Consider the following 24228-nt stretch of genomic DNA (forward strand, 5'->3'; position numbering starts at 1 on the left):
GGCACCCAGATTCGGCAGACCCCGCGGCGGCGGCAACGTCAGCGGGCGCGCCAGCGTGGCTATGGCGACGAGTACATGGATATGAACATCGACGTGGATCCGGACTGGGGCGAGTCGGCACCGGGGCAAACGTCAGCCTCCGATCAGGGTGCCGAAAGCCTGGGGTTCGCCGGCGCAGCGCGCAAGGCGTCGGTCGGCGAGGCGGCCGGCTTGACCAAGCTGGCAGGTGACGACTTCGGCGGCGGGCCGAAGATGCCCATGGTGCCGGGCACCTGGGACCCGCACGGTGCCCCCGAGCAAGGTGGTGGGGCGAGTGACAGCTAGTAAGCCGATCACCGCGGAAGTAATGCCAAGGCGGCTCACCGGGCGCCAACTCCGGGCTCGCCGCGCCATTGTCAGCAATTGAGCAGACAGCAACGCTGCTGACCGCTGCCGTAGCCCGATCTTCAGGGCAGTCATGCGGGTCTGGAAACCCCCGGCGACACCATTCGCAGGGGCCGGGGTCGTGTCCGCGCGCTGACATACTGGGGCGGTGACGACCCTGAAGTCTGGACGACGGCTGCGGATTGGGTCGATGGAGCTGCTCGTCGGCATCATGCTGGCCTGCGCGGTGAAGGCGTCGACGCTGCAGGACGCGGTCGCGCTCAACGCGGCGTTGTCGACGGCGGGCACCGTGTTCTGCGGGGTGTTCGTGCAGGCGGTCCCCTTCCTGGTGCTCGGGGTGGTCGTCAGCGGCCTGATCGCGGTGTTCGTGTCGCCGGAACGGTTGGCGCGCTGGTTGCCGCGCCGGCCCGCCGTGGCGGTGCTGGCCGCCGCTCGTCACCGTGGCGGCGGCGGCCGAGCGCCCGCACCACCAACCGCACGATCCGGACCAGGGTGGCGTCGTCGATGCGGTCGGGATCGAGTCCGAGGAGCGTGTTGAGCGGTCCGGGCTCGGCCAGGACGACGACGCCGGGAAGCGTGCCCAAAAGGCGGGATACGAGCGTCGACCCGCACCGCGAAAGGTGGAAGATCATCCCCGCCGGCTCGAGCGACGGCTCGTCGTCCAGGCGAACCATCGCATCGAGCCCGGTCCTGACGAGCGGGCGGGCGGTGGGCCCGATGGCCCAGCGGTTGACGGTCTGGTCGAAGAACGGATCGACGAAGCGCACCGTCGACAGATCGGCCCAGTAGACCGCCGGGGAGGGCCCAGAAAAGTCGAGCCGGACCGGGGTCCAGCGGGCCAGGTCGGCGATATCCATCGGGGCCAAATCAGTTGTCCGGCAACCGAACCAGAAATCCGCTCACGAGCAGCGAACGGGCCAGTTGGACCTGCTGTTCCGCGCGCAGCCCGGGCAGGTCCCCAACCCGAAACGGCTCGACGCTCTTCGAGAGGAACCTCAGCGCGGCCTCGTGGTCGGGGGCGGCGCTTATCGACACACTGGCGAATTGGAGGACCACGCCGTCGGGCACTGCCTTCACCCACGAAAAGAGCGGGTGGTACTTCTGCACGAGTGTTTGTCCATCGATGCCGGTGGCGTCCGGGATCCGTCCGATGGGCGGGCACCGGCCCCGCCGCACGAGGACGTCCGCCAATACGTCGAGGCCTCCGGCGACGGCACCCGGATCCTCGATGGCGCTGACGGTGTCCCGAAGCAAGGCGGCCAGGGACGCCCGCAGGTCCGGGTCGTCGAGGTGCCGCGGCGGCAGTTGGGCGTTCAGGCGGTCGTCACGGAAACTCAGCGAGTGCAGCGCACCGATGGCAAGCGTGAGCGCGGTGGGCGTGTGCACTCCGACCGTCAGGTGGACCGACGGCTCCGCACCCGTGTCGGCGGCGTGTACGAGACCCCGTGGCACATACAGCACGTCGCCGACTGTCAGCCGCACATCGGTGGGCGCCGAAAGGCCCTCGGGGGGAACCGCCTTGTCGCGCCGCTGCAATTCGTGCGGTGGAATGTGGACACCCTCGTACAGATGCCACAGCTTCGATCCGTCGATCTGCAGGATCAGCACGTCGTGGTCGTCGTAGTGGGGAACCAGCCCGCGCGATCCGGGCGGCGTGACATAGGCGTTGACCTGCACGGGAAAGTTCAGCTCGGCCTCGATGGAATGGGCGAGCGACGCGATCGCGCGCACGTAGCGTTCGACGCCGTCCACCACGATCGTGAAGCCGGCGGCAAAGTCGTTTCGGATCCCGACAAGGTCGAGGCTGCCGTCACCGAGCCGGTAGTTCTCCGATCCGGCCTTCTTGTCGTTCCCCTTCACCAGGCGCACCGCCGTGGGCTCTTCGCGGAAGAGCTGCAAAAGTCCGTCAAGCGCCGAAGGCCCGTGCAGCAGGCTGTCGAAGTAGCCGGCAGCCTGCCGCCTGACGTGATGATGCGTCGCTGTCGAGATCCTCTCGAGAAAGGTTTCCACCTCGAGGGGGGCGAGCAGCCACGCGAGCGACGGTTCGATCGTTGGCCTCCCTGGACGTCTTCCCTGCGTGGTGGTGGCGAGGTTAGCAAGGCACGCCGTTTACCGGCGGTCCGACGGTTCAGCCCAAGTTCTCCGCATTGCCGTGGAACTAAAAAGCTGTGCCGTGCGACCAACATAGGGTCTTCGGGCGACGGCTGTGGGGGGCGCCGATCAGTGGCCTCCCCTTGATTCAGCGGAAGGGAGCGGCTGGTGAGCTTTCAGGTGTTGCCGCCGGAAATCAATTCCGTGCTGATGTTCTCTGGTGCGGGATCGGGCCCGATGCTGGAGGCGGCGGCGGCCTGGGACGGGTTGGCCGGCGAGCTGGCTTCGGCGGCGTCGGCGTTCGGGTCGGTGACGTCGGGTTTGGCAGGTCAGTCCTGGCAGGGTCCGGCGGCGACGGCGATGCTGGCCGCGGCGTCTCCGTACGCGGGGTGGCTGAGTGGCGCGGCCGCCCAGGCCCAAGGGGCGGCCACCCAGGCCAAGGCCGTCGTCAGCGCATTCGAGGCGGCTCTGGCGGCGACTGTGCACCCTTCGGCGGTCGCCGCGAATCGCAGTCAGCTCGTCCAGCTGGTGCAGTCGAACTTCCTCGGGCTCAACGCTCCGGCGATAGCCGCCACCGAGTCCCGATATGAGGAGATGTGGGCGGCCGACGTGGCCGCGATGGTGGGTTACCACGGCGGGGCGCTGGAGGCGGCCACGCAGTTGTCGTCAGCCCCCGGGCTGCCGTCTCTCAACACCGGCTTGGGCAACATCGGCAGCTGGAACCTGGGCAGCGGCAACATCGGTAATACGAACCTGGGCAGCGGCAACACCGGCAGCAGCAACCTGGGCAGTGGCAACGTCGGTAATACCAACCTGGGCAGCGGCAACCTCGGCAACTCGAATCTGGGCAGCGGCAACCTAGGCAACTCAAACCTCGGCCTCGGCAACGTCGGCAACCTCAACGTCGGCGGCGGAAACCAGGGCAGCGGCAATGTCGGCGGCGGCAACATCGGCTCGGGCAACTTCGGCGGCGGCAATACCGGCAACTCCAACATCGGGTTCGGGAACCTCGGCGACAACAACTACGGCTTCGGTAACAGCGGCAGCGGGAATATCGGCATCGGGCTCACCGGCAACAACCAGGTCGGCATCAACGTCGCCGGGCTGTTGAACTCGGGCACCGGAGACGTCGGATTCGGAAACGCGGGCAACGACAACATCGGCTTCTTCAACTCTGGCAGCGGCAATTTCGGCTTCTTCAACTCCGGCAACGGCAACTTCGGCTTCGGCAACTCGGGCAATACGAACTCCGGCTTTTGGAACGGGGGCAACGTCAACACCGGCTTCGGCAACGCCGCCGATCTCAACTTCGGTTTCGCGAACGCGGGCCCGGGAAACATGGGCTTCGGAGACGCGGGCAGCGGCAACTTCGGCTTCGGGAACTCCGGCCTGTTCAACGATGGCAGCTTCAACTCGGGTGGTGGCACCTTCGACTACTCGGGTGGCACCCCGGTGCCGCCGGGTGTGGGCACCAACACGGGCTGGTTCAACTCGGGGAACGTGAATACGGGCTGGTTCAACTCGGGCGACAGCAACACGGGCCTGCTCAACTCGGGCACCCTGAACACGGGGGTGGGTGGCTCGGCAGACCTGACCGGGATAGTCAGCAGCTCCGGGTTCGGCAACTCCGGCAGCGGCTCCTCGGGCTTCTTCAATTCGGGTGACTTTTCCTCGGGCTTGTCCAACAATGGCTCGCAAAGCGCCGGCCTCCTGAACACGGGCGATGTGCAGACGGGTGTGTTCAACACCGGCGGCTCCAACACGGGCTTCCTGAACCGGGACTACGACAACGTCGGGTTCGGCAACACCGGCTCGGACAACTCGGGCATCGGACTTTCCGGCAGTGACAACACGGGCCTGTCGAGCTCGGGCACGTTCGATGCCGGCGCGTTCAACCAGGGCAACTACCAGGTCGGCATTCTCGGGCCCGGCCCCATTGCGACCGAGACAGGCACCTACTGAGCGGCTCGATCGGCGTCGTTCGCAGAAGAATCTCCCATGAATTGGGCGCGCACCGGAACTTTTCCGCGTCGGAAGCCGACCACTCCCTGCTCGCACATGACGCCATCTGACGGCCGAGCCGGCCGCTATCCATATCTGCAAGGAGTCGCTGCTATGGCGCCACGGGTTGCCGCCCGAGGAGTTGTCCCGGCGGCTTCGGATGCGGTCGGGGGCGGCTCGCAATGACCGCGCCGATCTGGATGGCTTCGCCGCCGGAGGTCCATTCCGCGTTGCTCAGCAGTGGCCCCGGGCCGGCCGGCTTACTGGCCGCCGCCGGGTCGTGGAGTTCGTTGAGCGCGACGTACACGGCGGTCGCAGAGGAACTCCGCGCGATCGTGGCGGCGGTGCAAGCCGGGGCGTGGCAAGGGCCCACCGCGGAAAAGTATGTGGCCGCACATGTGCCTTACTTGATGTGGCTGATGCAGGCCGGCGCCGACAGCGCGGCGGCGGCGACCCAGCATGAGACCGCGGCCGCCGCCTACAACGCGGCACTGGCGGCGATGCCGACCCTGGTGGAACTGGCCGCCAACCACGCGATTCACGCGGTGCTGGTGGCGACGAACTTCTTCGGGCTGAACACCATCCCCATCGCCGTCAACGAGGCCGAATACGTCGGGATGTGGATTCAGGCTGCCGCCACGATGGCCCAGTACGAATTGACATCTATCTCGGCGGTCGCCTCGGCGCCGCAAACCGTAGGGGCCCCGCAAATCGTGAAGCCCAACCAGAGCAGCGACAGCAGCGACACCGGCGGCAGTGTGCAGGACATCGTCGACAATGACTCCGGCGACCCCTATCAGTTGAGTTGGTGGATTAATCGATTTCTGGAAGTTCCCCAAACGCTGGAGCGCGACGCACTCGAGTTTCCGCAAAACCCTTCCGGTGCGTTGTCGCAACTGCAGTCCGACATTCCGGGACTGGTCGCGGATGAGGTGGGCCACGCGGCGGAGGCTTACGAGGCGTTCGCGCCGGAGGTCAATGCGCTAGGGCTCACCTTGACGGCCTTCAACCCCGGCCTGCTGGCCGGCTTGGCGGGCCTGGGCGCACTCGGTGACGTTCAGGCCGTCGCTGTTGCCGCGCCGCCCGCGCCCGCACCGGAGGCGTCCGGAGTTCCGGTGACCGGTGGCTCTACGGTCGTGAGCGTTGCCCCGGCGCCGGCCCCGACGCCCACCTCCGCCCCGGCCCGGGCGGGCGGACTTGCCACCCTCGCCGGGAACGATTTCGGCGGCGGCCCTTCGGTACCCATGGTGCCGGGCACCTGGCAGCGTGACGAGGTTGATAATGAAAATGATTTTCAGTAACGTCAGTGCTCGGCGGGCCGCCTCGCCGAAGCGCAGTTCAGCAGCGTCGAAGGGGAAGAAGCCGTCAGTCGCGCGGGGTCTCGCGGCCTCGACACTTAGCTTATGCAATGCTAACTTCAGCCAAGTTAGGTTAGGGAACGCTATGTTGGGGAGTAGCCGTGCAACCGGGTGACGCTGGCACGCTGGCAGTGGCACCGGCAGCGTCCCGTGGGGACGGCCGCGTCGACAGCGATGTCGTCAGCCGGTTCGCCACGTGTTGTCGCGCGCTCGGGATCGCGGTCTACGAGCGTCAGCGGCCGGCCGACCTGACCGCCGCGCGCTCCGGCTTCACCGCCCTGGCCCGCATCGCCCACGACCAGTGCGACGCGTGGACCGGGCTGGCCGCCGCCGGCGACGTCTCCCTCGGGGTCCTCGAGGCCGTCGCGCGCACCTCGGCCACGTCGGGCACCTTGCAGCGTCGGGTCGAACTGCCCCCCGGGGCGCTGGGCTTCCGCTACGACACCGGGCTGTACCTCCAGTTCCGCGCCGCGACGCCCGACGACTTCCAGCTCGCCTACGCCGCGGGCCTGGTGGGCGCCGGGCGGTTCGCCGACGCCGCCGAGATCGTCGCCGCCCTCACCGAGCGCCGGCCGGGCTGGCGCGAGGCCCGCTGGGTCGCCGTCGTCCTCAACTACCGCGCGGAGCGCTGGTCGGACGTCGTCAAGCTGCTGACCCCGATCGTCAACGACGCGGACCTCGACGAGGCCTTCTCGCACGCGGCCAGGATCGCGCTGGGCACGGCGCTGGCGCGGTTGGGCATGTTCGCCCCCGCGCTGTCGTACCTCGAGGAGCCCGAGGGGCCCGTCGCGGTCGCCGCGCTGGACGGCGGGCTCGCCAAGGCGCTGGTGCTGCGCGCGCACGTCGACGAGGAGTCGGCGAGCGAAGTGCTTCAGGATTTGTACGCGGCTCATCCCGAGAACGAGCAAATCGAACAGGCGTTGTCCGACACCAGTTTCGGGATCGTCACCACCAGCGCGGATCGCATCGCGGCGCGCACCGACCCGTGGGATCCCGCCACCGAGCCCAGTCCCGGTGACTTCGTTGACCCCGGTGCCCAGGAGCGCAAGCACGTGCTGCTGGCGGAGGCCGAACGCGAGCTCGATGAATTCATCGGCTTGGAGAAGGTCAAAGATCAGGTGGCCCGGCTGAAGAGTGCGGTGGCCATGGAAATCGTGCGTAAGCAGCGCGGACTGGAGGTGGCGCAGCGCACCCACCACCTGGTCTTTACCGGGCCGCCCGGTACCGGCAAAACCACCATCGCCCGCGTCATCGCGAAGATTTATTGCGGCCTGGGCTTGCTGAAGAAGGAGAACATCAGAGAGGTGCACCGCGCCGATCTCATCGGCCAGCACATCGGCGAGACCGAGGCCAAGACCAATGCGGTCATCGACAGCGCGCTGGACGGGGTGCTGTTCCTCGACGAGGCCTACGCGCTGGTGGCCACCGGCGCCAAGAACGACTTCGGGCTCGTGGCCATCGACACCCTGCTCGCCCGGATGGAGAACGACCGGGACCGCCTGGTGGTGATCATCGCCGGCTACCGTGCGGATCTGGACAAGTTCCTCGACACCAACCAGGGCCTGCGGTCCCGTTTCACCCGCAGCATCGACTTCCCGTCGTACAAGCCGGCCGAGCTGATCGAGATCGCCAACTTCATGGCCCACAAGCGCGACAGCGTGTTCGATCAGGCCGCGCTGCACGATCTCGAGGGATTGTTCAGCCATCTCGCTTCGACGTCCAAGCCCGACTTCAACGGCGTCGACCGCCGCGGCCTGGACATCGCCGGCAACGGCCGGTTCGTCCGCAACGTGGTCGAGAAGTCCGAAGAGGAACGCGAGTTCCGGCTGGACCACTCCCAGCACGCCGAAACCGGCGAGTTCACCGACGAGGAGCTGATGACGATCACGGCCGAGGACGTGCGCAATTCGGTCGAGCCGCTGCTTCAAGGCCTCGGCTTGCAGGTGTCGGCATGAGCGAGTCGGGCGGCGAATGGGAGGAGGCGCGGCGGTCCTTTGCGTCGCGGACCCCGGCCAACGACAACCCCGACAAGGTCGAGTACCGCCGCGGCTTCGTCACGCGCCACCAGGTGAGCGGCTGGCGCTTCGTGATGCGCCGGATCGCCTCCGGCATCGCCCTGCACGACACCCGGATGCTCGTCGACCCGTTGCGCACCCAGTCGCGCGCGGTGCTGATGGGAATCGTCCTCGTGGTCACCGGCGTGGCGGGCTGCTTCGTGTTCTCCTTGATCCGGCCCGCCGGGTCGGCGGGCACCAACCCGGTGCTGGCCGACCGCTCGACCGCCGCGCTGTACGTCAAGGTCGGCGACGACCTGCACCCGGTGCTCAACCTCACCTCGGCCCGGCTCATCGTCGGCCGGCCGGTCGACCCCACGACCGTGAAAAGCAGTGAGCTCGACCGCTTTCCGCGCGGCAACCTGATCGGCATCCCGGGCGCGCCGGAACGAATGGTGCAAAACACCTCGCACGACGCCGACTGGACGGTGTGCGACGAGCACGTCCAGCTCTACAACACCTCGGCCGACATCGAGGCGCTGGCCCCCACCGACATTTCCGGTGCGGCGATTCGCCGCGGCGGCAACGACGTCACCTTGACGACGACCCCGACGAACTGGTGTCGCTGCTCGGTTCCGCACTCGCCGACCGGCCGGCTTTCGCCGGCGCACCGGCGGACGCGTTGCGGCACCTGCTGATCGTCATCGACGACCCCGACTACGACCTGGACGCGTCGGCGCTGGCGGTGGGCCGGGCCGGGGTGACCGTCGTGCACCGCCGCAGCACCCCGCCGCACCGCGAACAGTATTCGGATCCCGAGCAGCCGATCCTGCGCGTCAGCGGTGGCGCCATCGAGCGTTGGCAGAGCGGGGGCTGGCAGCCCTACATCGACCGCGCCGACAGCTTCGGCGCCGACGAGGCCGCCCACCTGGCCCGCCGGCTGTCGCGCTGGGACTCCAACCCGACGCACGCCGGGCTGCGGTCGGCGGCCACGCGCGGGGCCACCTTCACCACGCTGCTCGGCATCGACGACGCGACGGAACTCGACGTGCCGGCGCTGTGGGCCCCACGGCGGCGCGACGACGAGCTGCGCGTGCCGATCGGTGTCACCGCCACCGGCGAGCCGCTGATGTTCGACCTCAAGGACGAGGCCGAGGGCGGCATGGGTCCGCACGGCCTGATGATCGGCATGACGGGCTCGGGCAAGTCGCAGACCCTGATGTCGATCCTGTTGTCGCTGTTGACAACTCACTCGGCCGAGCGGCTGATCGTCATCTACGCCGACTTCAAGGGCGAGGCCGGCGCCGACAGCTTCCGCGACTTCCCGCAGGTCGTGGCCGTGATCTCGAACATGGCCGAGAAGAAGTCGCTGGCCGACCGGTTCGCCGACACGCTGCGCGGCGAGGTGGCGCGCCGCGAGACGCTGCTGCGCGAGGCCGGCCGCCGCGTGCAGGGCAGCGCCTTCGGATCGGTGACCGACTACGAGAACGCCCGGGAATCGGGGGTGCCGGCCGCCGCCGACCTGCCGCCCATCCCCACCCTCTTCGTGGTCGCCGACGAGTTCACGCTGATGCTGGCCGACCACCCGGAATACGCCGAGCTGTTCGATTACGTTGCGCGCAAGGGCCGCTCGTTCCGCATCCACATTCTGTTCGCGTCGCAAACCCTGGACGTCGGCAAGATCAAGGACATCGACAAGAACACCTCGTACCGAATCGGGTTGAAGGTGGCCAGTCCCAGCGTCTCCCGGCAGATCATCGGCGTCGAGGACGCCTATCACATCGAGTCGGGCAAGGAGCACAAGGGCGTCGGCTTCCTGGTGCCCGCCCCCGGCGCCGCCCCGATCAAGTTCCGCAGCACCTACGTCGACGGCATCTACGAGCCGCCGCGCAAGTCCAAATCCTTTGTGCTGCACTCGATTCCCGAGCCCAAGTTGTTCACGTCCGGACGGGTCGAGCCCGACCAGGCGACGGTGATCTCCGGCGGCGAGGACGAGGAGTTCGCCGGGCCGTCGCGCAAGCTGATCGCCACGATCGGCGAACAGCTCGCGCGCTACGGGCCCCGGGCGCCGCAGCTGTGGCTGCCGCCGCTGGACGAACCGATCCCGCTGGCCGCCATGCTGGCCCGCGCCGGCGTGCCGCAGCGACAGTGGCGCTGGCCGCTTGGCGAGATCGACAAGCCCTTCGAGATGCGCCGCGACCCGTTGGTCTTCGACGCCACCTCGTCGGCGGGCAACGTCGTCATCCACGGCGGCCCCAAGTCGGGGAAATCGACCGCGCTGCAGACGTTCATCATGTCGGCCGCCAGCCTGCATTCCCCGCACGAGGTCAGCTTCTACTGCCTGGACTACGGCGGCGGGCAGCTGCGGGCGCTCGCGGACCTGGCGCACGTCGGCGGCGTCGCGACCGCCCTGGAGCCCGAACGGATCCGCCGCACCTTCGGCGAGCTCGAGCAGCTGCTGCTGTCCCGCCAGCGCCGCCAGGCGTTCCGCAACTCCGGCGCCGCGGCGGCCGACGAACCCTACGGGGATGGCTACGGTGAGGTGTTCCTGGTCATCGACAACCTGTACGGCTTCGGCCGCGACAACACCGACCAGTTCAACACCCGAAACCCGTTGCTGGCCAAGGTGACCGAGCTGGTCAACGTCGGCCTGGCGTACGGCATCCACGTCGTGATCACCACGCCCAGCTGGCTGGAGGTGCCGCTGGCCATGCGCGACGGCCTGGGGTTGCGGCTGGAGCTCAAGCTGCACGACGCGCGGGACAGCAACGTGCGGGTCGTCGGCGCCCTGCGCCGCCCCGCCGACGCGGTACCGCACGACCAGCCGGGCCGCGGGCTGACCATGGCAGCCGAGCACTTTTTGTTCGCCCGGCCCGACCGGATGGCCGAACAGATCGCCGCGATCAACGCCCGCCACCCCGGCCAGGCCGCACCGCGAATTCGGTTGCTGCCAACCGATCTCGCGCCCGCGGCGGTGGAGCCGCTGTACCGGGGCCGCGACCGGGTGGTCATCGGCCAGCGCGAGGAGGACCTGGCCCCGGTGGTGCTCGACTTCGCCGAGAACCCGCTGCTGCTGGTGTTCGGCGACAGCAAGTCCGGTAAGACCACGCTGCTGCGCCACATCATCCGCACGATCAGGGACAACTCGACGCCCGACCAGGTGGCCTTCACCGTGCTGGACCGGCGGCTGCACCTCGTCGACGAGCCGTTGTTCCCCGACAACGAATACACCGCCAACATCGACCGCATCACCCCGGCGATGCTGGGGCTGGCCAACCTGATCGAGTCGCGGCGGCCGCCGGCGGGCCTGTCGACGGCGGAGCTGTCGCACTGGGCCTACCAGGGGCACACCCATTACCTGATCATCGACGACGTCGACCAGCTCCCGGACGGCCCGGCGACGAGCGGACCGTACGTCGGACAGCGGCCCTGGACGCCCCTGATCGGGCTGCTCGCCCACGCCGTCGACCTCGGCCTGCGGGTGATCGTCACGGCCCGCGCGACCGGATCCGGGCACGCCTTGATGACCAGCCCGCTGCTGCGCCGGTTCAACGACCTGCAGGCGACCACCCTGATGCTGTCGGGGAATCCGCAAGACAGCGGCAAGATCCGCGGCCAGCGGTTCGGCCGGCTGCCGGCCGGCCGCGCGATTCTGCTGGGCGACAGCGACGCACCGACACATCTGCAGCTGGTCAACCCGCTGATCGGCGAATCCGTCAGTGGTGGAGTGAAAGGACAGGAGGGGTTGTCATGACCTTGCGAGTGGTGCCCGAGGGCCTGGCGGCGGCCAGCGCCGCGGTGGAGGCGCTGACGGCGCGGCTAGCACCATACCGATGACAGCCGAGCCGAACGCCGTCGAGCTGACGGTCGATCACGCCTGGTTCATCGCCGAAACCGTTGGGGCGGGCAGCTTCCCGTGGGTGTTGGCGATCACCACGCCGTACCGCGACGCCGCGGAACGCGACGCGTTCCTGCGGCGTCAACGGGCCGAGCTGACCCGGATGGGCCTGGTGTCGGAGGACGGTGCCGTCAACGCCGCAGTCGCGGACTGGATCAAGGCGGTGTGCTTCCCGGACCGGTGGCTGGAGCTACGCTACGTCGGACACGCCGGGCCCGGAGCCACCGGCGAGATGTTGCGCGGCGTGGTGGCGCAGCGGGCCACCGGCCTGCCTTCCGGCAGGCGCCCGAACACCCCCACGACAGTGGTGGCGTTGCGCAGCGCCCAACTGGTCACGTTCACCGCGATGGAGATCGACGACCCGCGCGCGATGGTGCCGGTCCTGGGCGCCGGCCTGGCGCAGCGGCCCCCGGCGCGGTTCGACGAATTCAGCTTGCCGATGCGCGTGGGCGCCCGCGCAGACGAACGGCTGCGGTCCGGCGCGCCGCTCGCCGAAGTCCTTGACTACCTGGGGGTTCCGGAATCGGCCCGGCCCGTCGTGCAGGCCGTGTTCGACGGTCCGCGCAGCTACGTCGAGATCGTCGCCGGCCGGCGGCGCGACGGCCGGCAGGCCACTACCGAGGTCGGCATGAGCATCGTCGACACCGCCGCGGGGCGGGTGCTGGTCAGCCCCTCGCGGGCCTTCGACGGGGAATGGGTGTCGACCTTCGGCCCCGGCACCCCGTTCGCCATCGCCGTCGCGATCGAACGGCTGACCGCGCTGCTACCCGACGGCGACTGGTTCCACGGCCAGCGGCTGTCCCGAGATTTCACCGCCCACGAATGCTCCGCCCAGCGGGCATGACGAAACAGAAAGAGAGCACGATGTCTCAGCAACGGCCCCAGCATGTTCGGCGGGCCCGATGACGTCCGGCACGGTGATGCCGATCGTCCGGGTGGCCATCCTCGCCGATAGCAGGCTCACCGAGATCGCGCTGCCCACCGAGCTGCCGCTACGGGAAATCCTGCCAGCGGTGCAGCGCCTGATGGTGGTCCCTTCAGATCCGGAGGCCTCCAACGGCGACGCCGGCGCGGCCGCCGCCGGGGCGCAGCTGAGCCTGGCCCCGATCGGCGGGGCGCCGTTCAGTCTCGACGCCAGCCTGGACACGGTCGGGGTCGTCGACGGCGATCTGCTCGCGCTGCAGCCGGTCCCGGCCGGACCCGCGGCCCCCGGGATCGTCGAGGACATCGCCGATGCGGCGATGATCTTCTCGACGTCCCGGCTGCGGCCCTGGGGCGCCGCCCACATCCGGCGGGGGGCGCTGGCCGCGGGCATCGCCGCCGCCGTCGCCGTGATCGCCCGTCGAAAGGAAACGACCCCGTGAGCGTGCTTCGCTCGATACCGTCGCCCGGCAGCGGCCGGATCACGCTGGCGCTGTTGGCCGTTGTGCCCGCGGTGATGGCCTACCCCTGGCGCTCGTCCCGGGACTACTGGCTGCTGGGCATCGCCGCCGTCGTGGTGATCGTGCTCTTCGGGTGGTGGCGTGGGCTCTACCTGACCACGATCGTGCGCCGCCGCGCCGCCATCCTCGCCGGCCGGCCGGTGTTCGAATCCGATTCTGAGACAAAGACGACGGTGCTGCTGCGCGTCGCCGCGCCGAGCGGTGACTCGGGCGTCCTCCCGTTGCGGCTCATCGCGTCCTACCTGGACCGTTACGGCATTCGCGCCGACAAGATCCGGATCACCAGCCGCGACAACGCATCCGACGCCTCCCGGCGGGAGGTGTGGATCGCGCTCACCATCTCGGCCGTCGACAACCTGTCGGCGCTGCGGGCGCGCTCGCCGCGCATTCCGTTGCGGGAGACCGCCGAGGTCGCGGCGCGCCGACTGGCCGACCACCTGCGCGAGATAGGCTGGGACGCCGCCCTGGTGGACGCCGAGGAAGTCCCGCGCCTGCTGCCGCAAAACAGCCGCGAGACGTGGCGCGGGGTACGCCGCAGGGCTTCGGATTACCTTGCGGCCTATCGGGTTCGGGTCGATGACGAGCTGCCGGCCACGCTGGACGCCATCCGCAACCACCCGGCCCGCGAGACGTGCACGGCGCTGGAGATCGCCGGTGACCCGGCCTGCCCCACGATCGCGGCGGCGTGCGCGTTCCTGACCGACACGCCCCCGGCGGCCGGCGCGCCGGTGGAGGGGCTGACCCCGCAGCTCGGCAATCACCTTCGGGCGCTGAGCGCGCTGGACCTGGCGTCCACCCAACGGCTCGACGGGCACAGCGCCGCCCCCGCCGGCCTGCTGAGTGCGCCGCTTGTCGCCGTCGGCTAGAACATCGCGGCCTGCAGGAACGCCGTCATCCGGCGCAGGTAGTCCAGCTGGCTCACGTGCACGACGTGGCTGCCCGGAAACCAGTGCAGGGCACAGCGATTCCAATGTTCCCACAGCAGGACGGCCTGACTGGGCGGCGCCATCCGGTCGCCCAGTCCGGTGATGATCATCCGGCGCTCCTCGGGCAGCAGCGGCGGATAGTTCAGCGGGCAGTGATACGCCATCCCCGCCGTCAATTCGTCGGGGCCGATGTTGGACAGGCGCAGCCCCAGCCGGATCAGCACGCTGGCGGGGAACCACTGGCTGAACAGCGTGATCGGCGTGACGACCGGGCAATTCGGGATGACGGCCTCGAGCCGGTCGTCGACCGAGGCCACCAGCGCCGCGGTGTAGCCGCCCAGTGATATGCCGGTGAGGGCGATTCGCTCGACGCCGGTGTCGCGCAGATAGTCGATGATGCTGCGAAAGTCGTGCACCGCCTGGGCCATCGCCTCGGCGAAACCGCTCAGGCCGCCCGCGAAATAGCCGAAACCGGGAAAGGGGGACAGCTTTTCGGCCCGCTTGCCGTGAAACGGCAGCGTGTAGAGCAACACGTCGTAGCCCGAGCGGTAATACCAGGGCAGCGTGAAGAACTTCCCGTTGGCCAGGTACGACGACCCCATGAACCCGTGGATGACGCAGAGTGTGGGCCGGGGCCCGTCACCGTGGCGCCAGTGCTGCGCGCGCACGATGCCGTTGGCGGTCAAGGCGTTCCACCGGCTGCGCATCGCGGGGTTGACCGCCGTGAAGCTGCTGCGGAACGAGATGTCCTCGACGACACCGCGCGCGAGCCGTTCCGCCCGCCGACCACCGGGCCGGGCGGAGACCCGGGGCGGCTCGGTGGGCGCGGGAAAGGACCTGGCGGGGTCGTGTTCGGCCGCGAGTTCGGCGTAGAAGGCGAGGTCTTCGCGTTCGCTGCCGGTGGTGCGGCGCAGATTGCCGGCCAACACAACCGGCGTCACGGTGGCGGCGATCAGCGAGGCCACCGATGTGCGCAGCGCCAGGTCCCCGAGGGAGGACGCCTCGACCACCAGTCGTTGCCGCGGCGACAGCGCCGAGCGCCGGGGCAATCCCCCGGCGCCGGGGGGAACGTCGCCGCCGGGGACGTCGGCAACCGCGAAGGGCGGATCGATCGGGTCGGTGTCGTGCGCCACGAGAGCCGATGCTATCGGGTATGCCCGGCGCCGATACGGCGTTCGACCCGTAATACGGTTTGTCCATCAGCCGCGTGATCAGGAGGACCGACATGTGGGACCCCGACGTCTACCTGGCCTTCGCCGACCATCGCGGCCGGCCGTTCTACGACCTGCTCTCGCGGGTGGGGGCCGAGCGGGCGCGCCGCGTCGTCGACCTGGGTTGCGGGCCCGGCCACCTGACGTCCTACCTGGCGCGGCGGTGGCCGGACGCCGCGATCGAGGCGTTGGACAGCTCGCCGGAGATGGTGACGGCGGCCAAGGAGCGCGGCATCGACGCGGTCACCGCCGACCTGCGGGACTGGAAGCCCAAGCCCGACACCGACGTGGTGGTCAGCAATGCCGCCCTGCACTGGGTGCCCGAGCATGCCGACCTGCTGGTGCGGTGGGCCGGGCAACTGGCGGCGGGCTCCTGGATCGGCGTGCAGATGCCGGGTAATTTCGAGTCGCCCTCCTACGCCGCGGTGCGCACGCTGGCCCGGCGGGAACCGTACGCAAAGGTCTTGAAGGACGTGCCGTTTCGCGTCGGCGCGGTGGTGCAGCCGCCGACGCACTACGCCAACCTGCTCCTGGACGCCGGATGCAAGGTCGACGTGTGGGAAACCACCTACCTGCATCAGCTGACCGGCGAGCACCCGGTCCTGGACTGGATCACCGGAACGGCGCTGGTCCCGGTGCGCGACCGGCTGACCGACGACGCGTGGGAACAGTTCCGCCGGGAGCTCATCCCGTTGCTGGACGACGCCTACCCCGCCCGCGCCGACGGCACGACGATCTTCCCGTTCCGGCGCGTCTTCGTCGTCGCCGTGGTCGGTGCGGGCCGCCGCCAGTCCGGATGATGGCGACCCGCTGCCGGGCCACCTAGGGCGCCGCCGACGACTCCTCGATCCCGCGTTCCGTCGCCAGCGCCGACCGGGCGCTGGGGGCCGTCCGCTGGATCGACAGATACGTCTCGGTGTAGCGCACCGCGATGCGGGTCCCGTCGAATTCCGACGGGATGGCGTCGCCCGTGCGCTGTCGCCAATCATGCAGCCGCGCAGCCAGTTCCGCGGCGATCGTCTCTGCCTCCGGGTCGCCGTGCGCGAGCAGGTTATCGGTCTCGCCCGGGTCGGCGCGCAGGTCGTAGAGCTCTCGGTCCGGACGCGGACCGGTGATGAACGGTTCCACCGCGCGGCCCGACGGGCTCTCCTCGATGTCCAAGGGCAGGTCCAGCAGCGGGCGACTCGCGTAGTTCTCGATGTAGCTGTATTCCTTGGTGCGAATCGCGCGGATGGGGTCGAACGAGTCGTGATAGGTCTTGGTGGCGTACACGTGGTCCCGAATCGGCGCCGCGTCCGCGCCCAGCAGGGCCGCGGCGTGCGAGACGCCGTCGACGTCGGGCGGCACTTCCACCCCCAACATCTCCAGCAGCGTGGGCAGCAGGTCGACGCCGCTGAACAGCTCGTCGTACACGGCGGGCGGCAGGCCGCGGCCGGTGGGCGGACGGATGATCATCCCGATGCCGGTCCCGGCGTCGTACAGCGTCGACTTCGCCCGCGGGAACGCCGGGCCGTGGTCGGTGAAGAACACGACCCACGTGCTGGCGTCGCGGCCCGTCTCCGCCAGCGCGTCCAGCAGCCGGCCGGTCGCGGCGTCGGCCTTGCTGATGGCCCCGTAGAAGTCGGCGACGTCGCCGCGCACGTCGGGGGTGTCCGGCAGGTAGCCGGGCAGGTCGACGGCGGCGGCGTCGGCGGGCTCGTAGCGGTCGTGCGGGTACGGCCGGTGGGTCTCGAAGAAGCCCGCGGTCAGCAGAAAGGGCTGTCCCGCAAGGTCTTCGGTGCTGTCCTGCAACCACTCGACCGCCCGGTCGACCACGTAGTCGCAGTACGAGTTGGACACGTCGAACTCGTCGAAGCCCAGCCGCTTGGGATGGGACGTCTCGTGCTGCATGCCGAAAAGCGCCGAGTACCAACCGGACTCGGAGAGGATCTGGGGCAGGGTGCGGACGCCGCGGCGGTATTCCCACCCGTGGTGGGCCAGCCCGAGGAGCCCGTTGGTTTGCGGGTAGCGGCCGGTGAACAGCGATCCCCGTGACGGCGAGCACAACGGCGCCGTCGCATGGGCGCGGGTGAACATGATGCCCTCCGAGGCGAGGCGGTCCAGTCGCGGGCTGGACACGTCGCGGTGGCCGTAGGCGCCGAGGTACCTGCCCAGGTCGTGCCAATGCACCACCAGCACGTTGTCTTTCTCCGCGCCGCCCGATGCCTCTGCCGTCACCTGCGCCCGTCACCTTCCGCCTTGCCCGCCGACGCGCGACGATACCGCAGCTACTTGGCAGCTTCCTGCGCACTCGGAGAAGTGGTGGCCGCCGGCAGCTCGCTCCAGCGGTTCTCGCACACGAATTCCGACAGCGGCCGGGCCACGGCCCAACCGTCGATTTCCAGGGCCGGCCGGTCGGGAAAGTCGGGCACCGGCCCGAGGCAGAGGATGGCCACCGGCTCGGCGCCGGCGGGCATCTCCAGCAGGGCCGCCAACTGCTGCGGATCGAACAGCGACACCCACCCCATGCCGAGCCCCTCCGAGCGGGCCGCCAGCCACAGGTTCTGAATCGCGCAGGACACCGAGGCCAGGTCCATCTGGGGCAGTGTCCGCCGGCCGAACACGTGCCGCTCGCGGTTGTCGCACAGCGCCACCACCAGCAGTTCGGCGCACTCGAGGATGCCCTCGACCTTGAGCGCGAGGAACTCCTCGCCCCGCTCGCCCAGGGCCGCGGCGGTGAGCGGGCGTTCCCGGTCGACCAGCGCGTGAATGCGCCGCCGCAGCGCATCGTCGGTGACCCGGATGAAGCGCCACGGCTGCATCAGGCCGACGCTCGGGGCCGCGTGCGCGGCCCGCAACAGCCGCGCCAGCACCTGCTCGTCGACCCGCCTGCCCGGCGCGAACCGCCGCATGTCCCGACGCTCCAGGATCGCCCGGTAGACCGCCCGCCGCTCCTGCGGGCTGAACGGCTGGCCGGTCACGGGCTGTACGTGACGCCGACGGCGCGGAACACGTACTCCGGCGGCATGTCGAAGGCCAGCGAACGGCGCGGCAGGCGGGCGAGCACATCCTCGGGGATGGCGACCTTGTAGTGCAGCGACAGCTCGCCGCTGAATTTCTCGTCGACCCGCGCCACGTCGACCTCGACCTGCAGGCCCGTCGCGGAGATCTCCACCAGCGCCGCCCCGGTCTGCGGCGCGTCCCAGCGTGCGTTGACCGTCGGGCCGGCCAGCTTGGGCAGCATGGACAGCGTCGCCAGCGCCCGCTCGGAGGTGAAGACCAGCGAGCCCACGTAACTGGCCACGCTGTGCGGCAGCCGCACGCCCGGGATGGTGCCGCTGAATCGCCGGGTCACGGCCACATAGTCGGTGAGGTAGATCAGGCCCTCGGCCTCCACCTCGGCGTGCAGGTCGGGTGGCAGCTTGCCGATGCCGAACAACTTGCGGACGAAGACCGCCATAGAAGCCAGTATGACCGCCCGGGGTGGGCGCACCGCTGTGAGATCCTGGTATTCGTTACTCATGACCCGCCCGCGCAGCGCCCTGGCCATCCCGTTGGCGTTGGCAGCGGCCGCGGTGTACGCACTGATGTGGGTGGCCTACTCCCGGCAGTGGGTCTGGCTGCACAGCATCGACTGGTTGCTGCTGAACTCCGCTCACGACGCCGCCGTCAAGCACCCGCTCTGGGTGGGGTTTTGGGACGGGCTGTCGTTCGCGCTGGGGCCGGTCCCGATGCGGCTCCTCGGCACGGCCGCGGCGGTCGCCGCGCTCCTGCGCCGCAACGTGCGTGCGGCGCTGGTGCTGTTGGCCTGCGGACCGCTCAGCGGGCTGGTGACCACCGCGGCCAAGGGCCTGGCGAACCGGACGCGACCGTCGACCATGCTGGTGCCCGCGTCCTCCACGTCGTTTCCGTCCGGGCATGCGCTCGAGGCCGCCGCCGGCCTGTTGGCGATCCTGGCCTTCCTGCTGCCGATGCTGAGCCTGGCGAAGGGCCGGATCGCGGCGGCGGTGGTCGTGGTCTGCATCGTGGCGGTCGGGATCGCCCGGGTCGCGCTGAACGTGCACCATCCCTCGGACGTGCTGGCCGGCTGGTCACTGGGCTACCTGTATTTCCTGTTGTGTCTGGGGGTATTTCGGCCGCCCGAGACGGTGCCGGCCGTTGATCACGGCGCGGTGACCTAACCGGGTCTAAAGCTTTACTTGACCCTTAGGCACTGTTGACCGGACCATTGTTCCCATGCGCCGATTCCTCGCTCCATTGGCGATTGCGGCGTGCCTGACTTCGGCCGCGCTGTCGCTCGCCCCGACCGGCGGTGCCGCGGGCGCGCCCTGGTTCGCCAACGCCGTCGGCAATGCCACACAAGTGGTTTCGGTGGTCAGCACCGGCGGCTCCAACGCGACGATCGACATCTACCAGCGCAGCGCGGCGGGCTGGCAGGCGCTGCGTACCGGAGTGCCCACCCACGTGGGTTCGGCGGGCATGGCAGCGCAGGCGCGCAGCGGCGTGCCGGCCACCCCGATGGGCGTCTACACCCTGGACTCCGCTTTCGGCACCGCGCCGAATCCCGGTGGGGGACTGCCCTATACGCAGGTCTCCGGGCCCAACTACTGGTGGAGCGGCGACGACCACAGCCCCACCTTCAACAGCATGCAGGTGTGCGCGAAGGCTCAGTGCCCGTTCAACACCGCCGCAAGCGAAAACCTGAACATCCCGCAGTACAAGCACGCGGTCGTCATGGGCGTCAACAAGAACAAAACCCCGGGCGGTGGCTCGGCGTTCTTCTTCCACACCACCGACGGCAAACCCACCGAGGGGTGCGTGGCCGTCGACGACGCTCAGTTGGTGTCGATCATGAAATGGCTGCAGCCGGGCGGCGTCATCGCGATCACCAACAGGTAGCGCGAGGTCAGGCGAGCGCCTTACCCGGCTTCACCTTGAAGTCCAGGCCCGCCAACGACATTGTGGCCTCGTAGGTCCGGTCGTAGCCGGTGCCGCTGATCTTCCAGCCGTCGTCGGTGCGCCGGTAGGAATCGCGGTAGAAGGCGGCGCCGATCAGCATGAAGTTGAAATCAGCGACGATCACCCGGTCCTGCAGGTACCACGTCGCCGACGCCTCGTCGCCGGTCACGGTGATCTCCGGATGGGTCACCCGGTGCTCGGTGATGACGGACGGGCCAAGGGATTTGCGCATGAAGTTCACCAGGTCGACGCGGTTGGTGAAGTGCAGCTCCTCGCCGACCGACGAGCCGTAGTCGCCGACGACGTCGTCGGTCAGCGTGTCGGCGAAATCGTCCCAGCGCTTGGTGTCCAGCGCGCGCAGGTACCGGTACTTGACTTGCTTGACGGCCTCGATGTCGGCCATCTCGGAGGGGGAGGGGTGGGGGCTCATCAGGTCATTGGAGCACATCGCGCATCCGGGCCGCCCGAGCGTTCCAGGTACCGGGTCACCATGTCGATCAGCGCACGCCGTTCCGAGCGCCATTCCACCGGGGCGCCGACGATCATCTGGGCCAGCGCCACGCCGCGCAGCGCGGCCCAGATCACCTCGGCCACACCGTCATTGGCGCGGTCGTCGGTGATCAGCCGGCCGAGCCCGGCGATCGCGGAGTTCATCTCGAGCAGGTGGCGCCGCGAGGCCTCGCCGGGGCCGCCGCGGGTGGCCCGCAGGATCTCGAAGGCCGCCATGGAGGTGGGGCTGCTGTAGCAGCCCCAGGCGGTGTCGACGACGGCCTCGATGCGCTCGCGCAGAGGAAGCTCGGTGACATCGGCCGACGACAGGCTGTCGACCAGGCCGGCGACTCCCTCGTCGACCACCGCCATCAGCAGGCCGTTGCGGTCGCCGAAGTGGTATTGGATGACCCCCCAGGTGACGCCGGCGCGTTCGGCCACGTGCTTGGCGGTCGCGGCGCTGAACCCCTCGTCCACGATGCAGCGGACGGTCTCGCCGATGATCTTCGCCCGCGTCTCATCGCCGCGTTTGCGCGGCGCGCTGGTGCGCCGGGTCGGGGCGATGGACATTGTTGACTTTATAACATAGTCCCGACTATTTTTGGCCGGTGAGCCGCTCCCGATACGCCGGGCTGTCCCGTGACCAGCTTGCCGTCCTGGTCCCCGAACTGCTGCTGATCGGCCAGCTGATCGACCGCTCCGGGATGGCCTGGTGCATCAACGCGTTCGGCCGCGAGGAGATGGTGCAGATCGCGATCGAGGAGTGGGCCGGCGCCAGCCCCCTCTACACCCGGCGGATGCAGCGGGCGCTGGGCTACGAGGGCAACGACATCCCCACCATCTTCAAGGGCCTGCAGCTCGACATCGGCGCCCCGCCGCAATTCATGGACTTCCGCTACACCATCCACGACCGCTGGCACGGCGAATTTCATCTCGACCACTGCGGCGCGCTGCTCGACGTCGAGCCGATGGGGGAGCGCTACGTCTTCGGGATGTGCCACACCATCGAGGACCCGACCTTCGACGCCACCGCGGTCGCCACCAATCCGCGGGCGCAGGTCCGACCCATCCACCGGCCGCCCCGCCAACCGGCCGACCGGCACCCGCACTGCGCGTGGACGGTCGTCATCGACGAGTCGCATCCCGAGGCGCAAAGCATCCCGGCGCTCGACATCGTCGCTCAAACACGGGCCGCGACATGGGAACTCGACCCCATCGACCGCGCCGATGAGGGGCTCGCGGACTATTCCGGGCCGGTCCTGTCCGATCTCGACTTCGGCGCATTCTCCCACTCGGCCCTGGTACGGATCGCCGACGAGGTCTGCCTGCAGATGCACCTGCTCTACCTGTCGTTCGCGATCGCAGTGCGCGCACGTGCGACCGACGAAGCCCAGGCGATCGACGTGTGCACCCGCGGCCTGATCGGTATCGCGGGGGTCGCGGCCGAGCGAATCCACCGCGCGCTCAAGCTGCCCGGCGGGTCCGAGGGCATCCTGGCTGTGCTCGAGCTGCATCCGCTGCTCAACCCCGCGGGCTACGTCGTCGCGGAGGCGGAGGGGGGCCGGGTGGTGGTGCACCGGTCACCGGCGCACGACGACGGCGCCTGGATATCGCTGTGCACACCTGAATCCGTGCAACCGCTGCAGGCGGTCGCCACCGCGGTCGATCCCCTGGTCGAAGTCCGGCTCAGCGGGACGGGCAGCGACTGGACCGCCGAATTCGTCGAAACCGAAACGGCTTCGGCCGAACTGCCGGAGGTGTCGGTCACCAAGGTCAGCGGCGGAGCGTCGTTCCAATTCCAGCCGAGGCGTTCGCTGCCGCTGTCCGTGGTGTGAGCACGACCCGAAACGGGATTTGTCAAGGGGTTTGCGGTACCGCTTCGGTGACACAACCGCATCGACCGTATACCAATGGGATTGCAAGCCATCGGCTTTCGGCGTGTCCGCGGATATGGTTGACGCTGGCCACCGACACCTATAGACGAAGGCTCTCGCTCTATGTACGACCCACTGGGGTTGTCGATCGGGACCACGAACCTGGTCGCCGCGCGTAACGGAAGTACACCGGTTACTCGCCGCTCAGTGCTGACCTTATATCCGCACTGTTCGCCGAAAGTCGGTGTGCACGAAGCCGATCCGCCGTTGAACGAGGCCGGCATGCTGATCGGGGGTTTCGTCGAGCGCATCGGCGATTCGGTGGCCCTGGTGTCGGCCGACGGGTCGGCGCACGACCCGGACCTGCTGATGGTCGAGGCGCTGGACGCGATGGTGGTGGCCGCCGGCGCGGACGCGGCGGCGGCGGAGATCGCCATCGCCGTCCCGGCGTACTGGAAGACCGCCACGGTGCAGGCGCTGCGCAACGCCCTGCGCACCCACCTGGGCTTCGTCCGCAGCGGCATGGCGCCGCGGCTGGTTTCCGACGCGGTCGCGGCGCTCACCGGCGCCAACGCCGACTTGTGCCTCGCCGCAACGGGAGTGGTGGGGGTAATTGACTTCGGCGGGTCCGGCACGTCGGCCACCTTGCTCAACCTCGCGGGCGATCACGAATTGGTCACACCCACAATGCGATACGCCGCGCTGTCGGGGGACGAGATAGACCAGGCGCTGCTGCTCCGGGTGTTCGAGGAGCTGGGGCCCGGCAGCGGGATCGACCCGGCCACCACCGCCGCCGTCGGTCAGCTCGGCCGGCTCAGGGACCAGTGCCGGGTGGTCAAGGAACGGCTATCCACCGAAGCCGCAGTCGAATTCGCCGCCGAGCTCGGCGGGCGCAGCTGCACCATGCGGCTGAGCCGCGACGAGCTGGGGGACCTGATCCAGGACCGGCTGACCGGCTTCATCTTCGCGTTCGACGAGATGCTGGTCCGGCACCGCAAGAGCTGGGCGGACCTGTCGGCCGTGGTCACAGTCGGTGGCGGGGCCAGCATCCCGCTTTTCACCGAGCGTCTTTCGGTGCACGGGCGCCGGCCGGTGGTGACACCGCCGCATCCCGCGTCGGCCGCGGCCGCGGGTGCTCTGCTGCTGGCCTCCCGCGGCGAGGAACTGGACCTGCGCACGCGCACCTCGATCGGTCTGCTCTCGACGGCCGCGGCCGCCGGTGACGTCGTCGACCTCGGCGCCGGCGACGTGCTGGTGATCGATGACGAGGCGATGACCGACCGCGAATTGGCCTGGTCGCAAACCGAAGACGGCGGCGCGGTGCGGGTGCGCTACAGCCCCGAGATCTTCCACGAGGACGGTCCGTCCGGCTGGACGATGCGGCTGAACCTGGCCGAGCCGCCCAAAGCACGATCGTGGCACCGGCTTCGACTGTCGCAGCTGGTGATCGGGATGTGCGCCGTGGTCGCGATGACATCGATCGGCGGGGTGGCCTACACGCTGACGAACATCGAGAACCGCCACGTTCCGCCGGCGCGCTCCGTCGTGCCGGTGCCCATCCCGCCCGTCAGCTCCCTGATTCCGCGCCCGACGCCGCCGCCCCCGGCGCCCGTGCCGCCGAG

18 protein-coding genes and 5 pseudogenes are annotated in these 24228 nt (G+C 69.3%); 16 read left to right on the forward strand and 7 right to left on the reverse strand.

Annotated features, from left to right (window positions below; translation table 11 throughout):
* Together BN971_RS24090 and BN971_RS26170 are read left to right on the forward strand one after the other, a co-directional pair.
* On the forward strand, positions 1–324 hold a 324-nt coding region (locus BN971_RS24090; RefSeq protein WP_487348994.1), incomplete at its 5' end, for a PPW family C-terminal domain-containing PPE protein.
* Between the two features lie 208 nt (positions 325–532).
* Positions 533–916: pseudogene (locus BN971_RS26170) on the forward strand (permease); the annotation flags it as partial.
* A 335-nt stretch (positions 917–1251) separates the two neighbouring features.
* On the opposite strand, the gene BN971_RS24105 reads toward BN971_RS26170, so the two are convergent.
* Positions 1252–2394, reverse strand: coding sequence for a cupin domain-containing protein (locus BN971_RS24105; protein ID WP_245836879.1), 1143 nt, complete (start codon positions 2392–2394; stop codon positions 1252–1254).
* A 249-nt stretch (positions 2395–2643) separates the two neighbouring features.
* Here BN971_RS24105 and BN971_RS24110 point away from each other — a divergent pair, with 249 nt between their 5' ends.
* The 9 genes and pseudogenes from BN971_RS24110 (at position 2644) to eccE (ending at position 14034) form a co-directional block, all read left to right on the forward strand.
* Positions 2644–4437, forward strand: a complete 1794-nt coding sequence (locus tag BN971_RS24110) for a PPE family protein (protein WP_090350705.1) — start codon at positions 2644–2646, stop codon at positions 4435–4437.
* A 221-nt stretch (positions 4438–4658) separates the two neighbouring features.
* A complete protein-coding gene (locus BN971_RS24115) occupies positions 4659–5777 on the forward strand; it encodes a PPE family protein (protein WP_090350708.1) in 1119 nt (372 codons plus the stop codon).
* Positions 5778–5935: 158 nt separating this feature from the next.
* Complete coding sequence (gene eccA / locus BN971_RS24120; protein ID WP_085181782.1) at positions 5936–7789, forward strand: type VII secretion AAA-ATPase EccA; 1854 nt, start codon at positions 5936–5938, stop codon at positions 7787–7789.
* Positions 7786–8325: pseudogene (gene eccB, locus BN971_RS24125) on the forward strand (type VII secretion protein EccB); the annotation flags it as partial. The gene eccA and the pseudogene eccB, both read left to right, overlap by 4 nt.
* Before the next feature lie 92 nt (positions 8326–8417).
* Positions 8418–11582 (forward strand): annotated as a pseudogene (gene eccCb / locus BN971_RS24130) (type VII secretion protein EccCb); the annotation flags it as partial.
* Positions 11579–11653, forward strand: a pseudogene (locus tag BN971_RS26175) (PE family protein); the annotation flags it as partial. The pseudogenes eccCb and BN971_RS26175, both read left to right, overlap by 4 nt.
* A gap of 8 nt (positions 11654–11661) precedes the next feature.
* Complete coding sequence (locus BN971_RS24135) at positions 11662–12570, forward strand: ESX secretion-associated protein EspG (RefSeq protein ID WP_085181775.1); 909 nt, start codon at positions 11662–11664, stop codon at positions 12568–12570.
* 58 nt (positions 12571–12628) lie between these two features.
* Positions 12629–13054, forward strand: a pseudogene (gene eccD / locus BN971_RS24140) (type VII secretion integral membrane protein EccD); the annotation flags it as partial.
* Between the two features lie 32 nt (positions 13055–13086).
* The gene (eccE, locus tag BN971_RS24145) at positions 13087–14034 is read left to right on the forward strand and encodes a type VII secretion protein EccE (protein ID WP_090350710.1); all 948 of its coding nucleotides are present in this window, start codon (positions 13087–13089) and stop codon (positions 14032–14034) included.
* Here the strand turns inward: eccE and BN971_RS24150 are convergent.
* Positions 14031–15227: an alpha/beta hydrolase family protein gene (locus tag BN971_RS24150; RefSeq protein WP_085181771.1), complete on the reverse strand. Its 1197-nt coding sequence runs from the start codon at positions 15225–15227 to the stop codon at positions 14031–14033. The genes eccE and BN971_RS24150 overlap by 4 nt on opposite strands.
* A 92-nt stretch (positions 15228–15319) precedes the next feature.
* Here BN971_RS24150 and BN971_RS24155 point away from each other — a divergent pair, with 92 nt between their 5' ends.
* On the forward strand, positions 15320–16105 hold the full coding sequence (locus tag BN971_RS24155) for a trans-aconitate 2-methyltransferase (RefSeq protein WP_085181770.1): 786 nt from the start codon (positions 15320–15322) through the stop codon (positions 16103–16105).
* A gap of 22 nt (positions 16106–16127) precedes the next feature.
* On the opposite strand, the gene BN971_RS24160 is transcribed toward BN971_RS24155, so the two are convergent.
* Genes BN971_RS24160 through BN971_RS24170 form a run of 3 tightly spaced genes read right to left on the reverse strand, consistent with a single transcriptional unit; the run spans position 16128 to position 18744 of the window.
* Positions 16128–17522 carry a sulfatase family protein gene (locus BN971_RS24160; protein WP_085181769.1) on the reverse strand — a complete coding sequence of 465 codons (1395 nt, stop codon included), beginning with the start codon at positions 17520–17522 and terminating at the stop codon, positions 16128–16130.
* Positions 17523–17572: 50 nt separating this feature from the next.
* Positions 17573–18265 (reverse strand): 5,6-dimethylbenzimidazole synthase, encoded by a 693-nt coding sequence (gene bluB / locus BN971_RS24165; protein ID WP_085181768.1) that lies wholly within the window; start codon positions 18263–18265, stop codon positions 17573–17575.
* The gene (locus BN971_RS24170) at positions 18262–18744 is read right to left on the reverse strand and encodes a hypothetical protein (RefSeq protein ID WP_085181767.1); all 483 of its coding nucleotides are present in this window, start codon (positions 18742–18744) and stop codon (positions 18262–18264) included. The genes bluB and BN971_RS24170 overlap by 4 nt, the downstream gene beginning before the upstream one ends.
* Positions 18745–18805: 61 nt before the next feature.
* Here BN971_RS24170 and BN971_RS24175 point away from each other — a divergent pair, with 61 nt between their 5' ends.
* Both BN971_RS24175 and BN971_RS24180 read left to right on the forward strand, forming a co-directional pair.
* Positions 18806–19465, forward strand: a complete 660-nt coding sequence (locus BN971_RS24175) for a phosphatase PAP2 family protein (RefSeq protein WP_085181766.1) — start codon at positions 18806–18808, stop codon at positions 19463–19465.
* Between the two features lie 55 nt (positions 19466–19520).
* Entirely contained in the window at positions 19521–20183 is a 663-nt protein-coding gene (locus tag BN971_RS24180; RefSeq protein ID WP_085181765.1) for a L,D-transpeptidase family protein, read from the forward strand.
* A 7-nt stretch (positions 20184–20190) separates the two neighbouring features.
* Here the strand turns inward: BN971_RS24180 and BN971_RS24185 are convergent, their stop codons facing one another.
* Both BN971_RS24185 and BN971_RS24190 read right to left on the reverse strand, forming a co-directional pair.
* Positions 20191–20673, reverse strand: coding sequence for a nuclear transport factor 2 family protein (locus BN971_RS24185; protein ID WP_372511936.1), 483 nt, complete (start codon positions 20671–20673; stop codon positions 20191–20193).
* Positions 20673–21302: a TetR/AcrR family transcriptional regulator gene (locus BN971_RS24190; RefSeq protein WP_085181763.1), complete on the reverse strand. Its 630-nt coding sequence runs from the start codon at positions 21300–21302 to the stop codon at positions 20673–20675. The genes BN971_RS24185 and BN971_RS24190 overlap by 1 nt, the downstream gene beginning before the upstream one ends.
* A 38-nt stretch (positions 21303–21340) precedes the next feature.
* Between BN971_RS24190 and BN971_RS24195 the strand changes: the two genes are divergently transcribed.
* Both BN971_RS24195 and BN971_RS24200 read left to right on the forward strand, forming a co-directional pair.
* Positions 21341–22567, forward strand: coding sequence for a hypothetical protein (locus BN971_RS24195; RefSeq protein WP_085181762.1), 1227 nt, complete (start codon positions 21341–21343; stop codon positions 22565–22567).
* Between the two features lie 162 nt (positions 22568–22729).
* Positions 22730–24228: Hsp70 family protein (locus BN971_RS24200; RefSeq protein WP_090350712.1), on the forward strand; the 1499-nt coding region annotated here is incomplete at its 3' end.

This window comes from Mycobacterium bohemicum DSM 44277, assembly GCF_001053185.1.
GTDB lineage: Bacteria > Actinomycetota > Actinomycetes > Mycobacteriales > Mycobacteriaceae > Mycobacterium > Mycobacterium bohemicum.

Bases quoted from the DNA above. Each gene is read 5' to 3' on its own strand.
- BN971_RS24190 (WP_085181763.1), bottom strand. From the start codon at position 21,302: ATGTCCATCGCCCCGACCCGGCGCACCAGCGCGCCGCGCAAACGCGGC.
- BN971_RS24175 (WP_085181766.1), top strand. From the start codon at position 18,806: ATGACCCGCCCGCGCAGCGCCCTGGCCATCCCGTTGGCGTTGGCAGCG.
- BN971_RS24170 (WP_085181767.1), bottom strand. From the start codon at position 18,744: ATGGCGGTCTTCGTCCGCAAGTTGTTCGGCATCGGCAAGCTGCCACCC.
- BN971_RS24185 (WP_372511936.1), bottom strand. From the start codon at position 20,673: ATGAGCCCCCACCCCTCCCCCTCCGAGATGGCCGACATCGAGGCCGTC.
- BN971_RS24180 (WP_085181765.1), top strand. From the start codon at position 19,521: ATGCGCCGATTCCTCGCTCCATTGGCGATTGCGGCGTGCCTGACTTCG.
- BN971_RS24135 (WP_085181775.1), top strand. From the start codon at position 11,662: ATGACAGCCGAGCCGAACGCCGTCGAGCTGACGGTCGATCACGCCTGG.
- BN971_RS24155 (WP_085181770.1), top strand. From the start codon at position 15,320: ATGTGGGACCCCGACGTCTACCTGGCCTTCGCCGACCATCGCGGCCGG.
- BN971_RS24115 (WP_090350708.1), top strand. From the start codon at position 4,659: ATGACCGCGCCGATCTGGATGGCTTCGCCGCCGGAGGTCCATTCCGCG.